This is a genomic window from Ilumatobacter sp. (assembly GCF_049588435.1).
Taxonomy (GTDB): Bacteria; Actinomycetota; Acidimicrobiia; order Acidimicrobiales; family Ilumatobacteraceae; genus Ilumatobacter_A.
Genome location: NZ_JBAVYV010000200.1, coordinates 1 through 5,075, shown reverse-complemented (window position 1 = coordinate 5,075; position 5,075 = coordinate 1). Strand labels below are relative to the sequence as shown.

Genomic DNA, 5,075 nt, shown 5'->3' with positions numbered 1-5,075 from the left:
GCGCGCGATGTGGAACCTGCTCACCGGCTGGGTGGTCGATGCCGACGACAACACCAACAACCGCTTCGACGTCGCCGCACGCCTCAACGCCCGCATCGGTGACGGCCCCGGCCCCTTCTGGGGGTGTCCGCCGAGTCGACGAACACCAACATTGACGTCGACGAAGGTCGATCCCCAACCGCTCGAGGAGTGGCGGCGGGTGGAACACGAACTCCGACGCGGTGGTCGGCGACCGTTCTCGGCCTGGCAGCTGCTGGGTGCGGGCAGCGTCGGCAGTCAGAGCCTGCTCGGGATTCCCCGACTGGCCCGGTTGGAACGCTCGCTCGTGTCGGGTGGCAGAACCGTCGACGTGTGGCCGTTCACCGCCGAAGGCGATCCGATGTCCGATGTGGTGATCGCCGAGGTCTGGCCGTCGCTGTACACCCTTCCCGCCCTCGCCGGCCGGGTGCGTGACGAGGTGCAGGTGATCGAGACTGCTCGACTCCTCGCAGCGCACGTGCGTTTCGCAGGGATCGGCTCGCTGGAGAAGGGTCCGCGCCGAGCTGTGCTCGACGAGGAAGGCTGGGTGCTGGGGGCGTGAGAGACTGACGCGGGCCATGGCCTCCGTCACGCTCACCGACCTGTCCGCCGTGCTCGACCGGCGGACGATCCTCGACCGCATCTCGCTCGACGTCCCCGACGGCACGTGTGCGGCCGTGGTCGGACCCTCGGGGATCGGCAAGTCGACCCTGCTGCGGGCGATCGCCGGACTCGTCATCCCGGCCGAGGGACGAATCGAGTTCGACGGTCGTGACATGACAACGGTCGAGGTGTCGCAACGCGACATCGGGATGGTCTTCCAGTCGCCCGCACTGCTCCCGAACCGCAACGTGCGACGCAACGTCGAGTTCCCGCTCGAGGTCCGGCACGAAACCGCCGATGCGATCCGCGACCGGGTGAATGCCGAGGCCCGGGCCATGCACATCGAGCATCTGCTCCGACGCCGCCCATCGAGTCTGTCGAGAGGTGAACAGCAGCTCGTGCAGATCGCCCGCACGATGGTGCGCACGCCGAAGGTCCTGTTGCTCGACGAGCCCTTCGCCCCGCTCGACGAGCAGTTGCGGGCGACGATGCGCTCCGAGATCCGACTGCTCCAACGCGGGTACGGCGTCACCACGGTCGTCGCGACCAACGACCCCGTCGACGCGATGTCGCTCGCGTCGACGCTTGTGGTGCTCGATGGCTCCCCGGCCCGAGTCGTGCAGTTCGGGACGACGACCGACGTGTACGACGAGCCGGCGACGGTCGCGGTCGCGCACGCGACGGGACCGCTGTGGATCCTGGACGTGACCGTCCGGTCCGATGGCGACGGCTTCTGGCTGGAGTCCGGCGATGCGGTCCGGATGCGCGCCTGGGCACCCGGGCTCGACGAGTACATCCGACGGACCGTGTGGATGGCCGTCCGTCCCGATGACTTACGGCGCGACGCGAGCGGGGATGCGGTCGCAACGCTGCGACGCGTCATCCCGGGTGGCGCCAGTGCCTCCCTGCTGTGCACCTGGGGTGGACGGATGATCACCGCGACCGGGTCGGCCGCGGACGCGGAGATCGGTACTCGATTGAGGTTCCGCGTCGAGCGGGCACTCATCTTCGATCCGGCCGACGGGCGCCGGATCGTCTGACCGACCGGACCTGCGGTCCGATCGAGGTCCGTGCGCCGTCAGTCGACCACCCAGGTGCCGTTCGACGCGAGCAACGTCTCGAGGTCGCCCGGACCGCGCCGCTCACTCGCCTCGACCACCTGGTCGCTCACCGCCTGCGCGTACTCGGTGCGCTCGACGTTGCGGAAGACCCCGAACGGTGTCGGCGAATGGTCGTCCGTGTTGAGCCGGGCGAGGGCGAAGGCGAGTGACGGGCGGTGGTCCTTCTCGTCGTGGACGAGGATCTGGTCGAGACCCACGTCAGCCACGTCGACGATGTGGAGGAAACCGTCGGTGCCCTGCATCACGCCGCGCTGTCGCTCGGCGCCGAACAGGATCCGTTCGCCGTGGACGAGGTCGATCATCATGTCCTCGCGCACGTTCTTCTTCGTCACGTCGTTGAACTGGCCATCGTTGAAGACGTTGCAGTTCTGGTAGATCTCGACGAAGGACGCGCCGCGATGCTCGTGAGCGGCACGGAACGTGTCCTGCATGTGCTTGCGGTCGAGATCGTGGGTGCGGGCCACGAAGCTTGCCTCGGCGCCGAGCGCAACCGACAGTGGATTGAACGGGGCGTCGACCGATCCGAGCGGTGTCGACTTGGTGACCTTGCCGACCTCGGACGTCGGGGAGTACTGGCCCTTGGTGAGTCCGTAGATCCGGTTGTTGAACAGCAGGATGTTCAGATTGACGTTGCGCCGGAGTGCGTGGATCAAGTGGTTGCCACCGATCGACAGACCGTCGCCGTCGCCGGTGATCACCCAGACGTCGAGGTCGGGTCGAGCGGTTGCGATGCCGGTCGCGATCGCCGGCGCACGGCCGTGGATCGAGTGCATCCCGTACGTGTCCATGTAGTACGGGAATCGACTCGAACAGCCGATCCCCGACACGAACACCGTGTTCTCGGGGGAGACGCCGAGTTCGGGCATCAGCTGTTGGACGGCGAGGAGGATCCCGTAGTCGCCGCAGCCGGGGCACCAGCGGACCTCCTGGTCGCTGGTCCAATCCTTCTTCGTGGTGACGGCCACCTGTGCGGTGCTCATGACGCAGCTCCGTTCTCTTCGTCGCCGAGACTTTTCGCGGCGGCATCGATGGCATCCTCGATCTCGCGTGACTTGAACGGCAGACCCTGGACCTTGGACACCGAGGTGATGTCGATCAGGTAGGTGCCGCGGAGATGGTGGGCCAACTGACCGCGGTTGAGTTCGGGGAGGATCACGCGCCGATAACGCCGCAGGAGGTCGCCGAGGTCGGGTGGAAGCGGGCTGAGATGGGTGATGTGCGCCTTGGCGACCTTCACCCCGGCGCGACGTCGGCGTTGCACGGCGGCATCGATCGCCGCCCACGTCGACCCCCAGCCGAGAACCAGGACATCGGCATCGGCGTCGCCGCCGACCTCGGTCGGTGGGATGTCGTCGGCGACGGCCGCGACCTTGGCGGCGCGGAGCTCGGTCATCCGTTCGTGGTTCTCCGGCGTGTAGTCGATGTTGCCGGTTCCGTCGGCCTTCTCGAGGCCGCCGACGCGGTGCATCAGACCCGGCGTTCCGGGGATCGCCCACGGTCGCGCCAGGGTCTCGGGATCGCGCAGATACGGCCAGTACTCCATGTTTCCGTCGTCGTCCTCATGGTTCATCTCGGTTGCGAACGGAACCGAGATGTCCGGCAGCTCCGAGACGTCCGGGAGCTTCCACGGTTCGGATCCGTTGGCGAGGTATCCGTCGCTGAGCAGGATCACCGGGGTGCGGTACTTGAGTGCGATCCGCGCCGCCTCGATCGCCGTGTCGAAACACCCGGCGGGGCTGGACGATGCAATGACCGGAAGCGGCGATTCGCCGTGACGCCCGTGGAGCGCGATGTTGAGGTCGCTCGCCTCGGTCTTGGTCGGGAGCCCGGTCGAGGGACCGCCGCGTTGGATGTCGATGATCAGGAGCGGAAGCTCGATCGCGACAGCCAGTGAGATCGTCTCGCTCTTGAGCGCGACACCGGGTCCGCTCGTGGTCGTGATCCCGAGATGGCCGGCGAACGACGCGCCGAGCGCAACGCCCACCGCGGCGATCTCGTCTTCGGCCTGCACCGTGCGGATTCCGAAGTGCTTGTGCTTCGACAGTTCGTGGAGGATGTCGCTGGCCGGAGTGATCGGGTACGACCCGAGGGTGATCGGTAGCTTCGCGAGCTGTCCGGCCGCGACGAGTCCCCACGCCAGCGCCTGGTTACCGGTGATCGAGGTGTAGGTGCCGGGTGGCAACGTCGCGGGGCGGACCTCGTAGCGATGCCCGACCGCCTCGGTCGTCTCGCCGAAGTTGAACCCGGCATGGAACGCAGCCGTGTTCGCCGCCGCGACCTTCTCGTTCTTGGAGAATTTCTCGCCGATCCACTCCTCGGTCGGCTCGACCGGGCGGGTGTACATCCACGAGACGAGTCCGAGCGCGAAGAAGTTCTTCGACCGTTCCGCGTCGCGCGGCTTGATCCCGAGTGGCTCGCACACCTGCTTCGTGAGACTGGTCATCGGGACCTTGAGGACGCGGTACCCGTTCAGCGTGCCGTCATCGAGCGGGTTGATCGCCTCGTCGTCGACGCCGGTGTATCCGGCCTTCTCGAGGTTGCGTTCGTCGAACGAGTCCTCGTTGACGATGACCGTGCCGCCGACCTCCAGGCGATGGAGGTCGGCCTTGAGCGCGGCGGGGTTCATCGCCACGAGGACGTTGGGCTCGTCGCCCGGCGTGGTGATCTCGTGGTCGGCGATGTTCACCTGGAACGCGGAGACTCCGTTGACCGTGCCGGCGGGCGCCCGGATCTCGGCCGGGAAGTCGGGCATCGTCGACAGGTCGTTCCCGAACGACGCGCTCACCGACGTGAATCGGTCCCCGGTGAGCTGCATTCCGTCGCCGGAGTCGCCGGCGAAGCGGACGACGAGGTGGTCGAGGACCCGGTCGTCGCCCGCTGTGTCCGACCGTTCGATCGTGTCGGTCATATGTGATTCCCCCAAAGAAATCATTGGTGATGTGGATGATTGCCGTTCCCCAACGGCGACAACATTCACCGTAGCGACTCGACCCCGTCCGACCCCGCCACGGACGCCGCGGAATGCGCAATCGGTGCGAAACTTCCGCGATGTGGTTCGAGGAACTGGCGCAGGCGTCGGTCGCGGTCGCATCGACGACGAAGCGCAACGAGAAGGTCGGCCTGCTCGCCGACGTCCTTCGGCGTGTCGAGCCGGGCGAGATCGAGGCGACGATCGCGTTCCTCGTCGGCACCACTCCGCTCGGCCGGATCGGGGTCGGATGGGCGACGTTGGCCGAGGTGCGGAATTCGCCGGCCGCGTCGGCGACCCTGACCGTGGCCGACGTCGATCGGTCGCTGCGCGCGATCGAGGCGATGCACGGCAGCGGTGTGCAG

Annotated in this window: 3 protein-coding genes and 2 pseudogenes; 3 read left to right on the top strand and 2 right to left on the bottom strand. The window is 67.2% G+C overall.

Going from position 1 to position 5,075, the window contains the following annotated elements; translation table 11 throughout:
- Both WBV89_RS07530 and WBV89_RS07525 read left to right on the top strand, forming a co-directional pair.
- Positions 1-580, top strand: a pseudogene (locus WBV89_RS07530) (hypothetical protein); the annotation flags it as partial.
- A gap of 16 nt (positions 581-596) precedes the next feature.
- The gene (locus WBV89_RS07525) at positions 597-1,661 is read left to right on the top strand and encodes an ABC transporter ATP-binding protein (protein ID WP_423980716.1); all 1,065 of its coding nucleotides are present in this window, start codon (positions 597-599) and stop codon (positions 1,659-1,661) included.
- Between the two features lie 38 nt (positions 1,662-1,699).
- On the opposite strand, the gene WBV89_RS07520 is transcribed toward WBV89_RS07525, so the two are convergent.
- Positions 1,700-2,722, bottom strand: coding sequence for a 2-oxoacid:ferredoxin oxidoreductase subunit beta (locus WBV89_RS07520; RefSeq protein ID WP_423980715.1), 1,023 nt, complete (start codon positions 2,720-2,722; stop codon positions 1,700-1,702).
- Entirely contained in the window at positions 2,719-4,650 is a 1,932-nt protein-coding gene (locus tag WBV89_RS07515) for a 2-oxoacid:acceptor oxidoreductase subunit alpha (protein WP_423980714.1), read from the bottom strand. The genes WBV89_RS07520 and WBV89_RS07515 overlap by 4 nt, the downstream gene beginning before the upstream one ends.
- Before the next feature lie 140 nt (positions 4,651-4,790).
- On the opposite strand from WBV89_RS07515, the pseudogene WBV89_RS07510 reads away from it, so the two are divergent.
- Positions 4,791-5,075: pseudogene (locus WBV89_RS07510) on the top strand (ATP-dependent DNA ligase); the annotation flags it as partial.

Bases quoted from the DNA above. Each gene is read 5' to 3' on its own strand.
- WBV89_RS07525 (WP_423980716.1), top strand. From the start codon at position 597: ATGGCCTCCGTCACGCTCACCGACCTGTCCGCCGTGCTCGACCGGCGG.
- WBV89_RS07520 (WP_423980715.1), bottom strand. From the start codon at position 2,722: ATGAGCACCGCACAGGTGGCCGTCACCACGAAGAAGGATTGGACCAGC.
- WBV89_RS07515 (WP_423980714.1), bottom strand. From the start codon at position 4,650: ATGACCGACACGATCGAACGGTCGGACACAGCGGGCGACGACCGGGTC.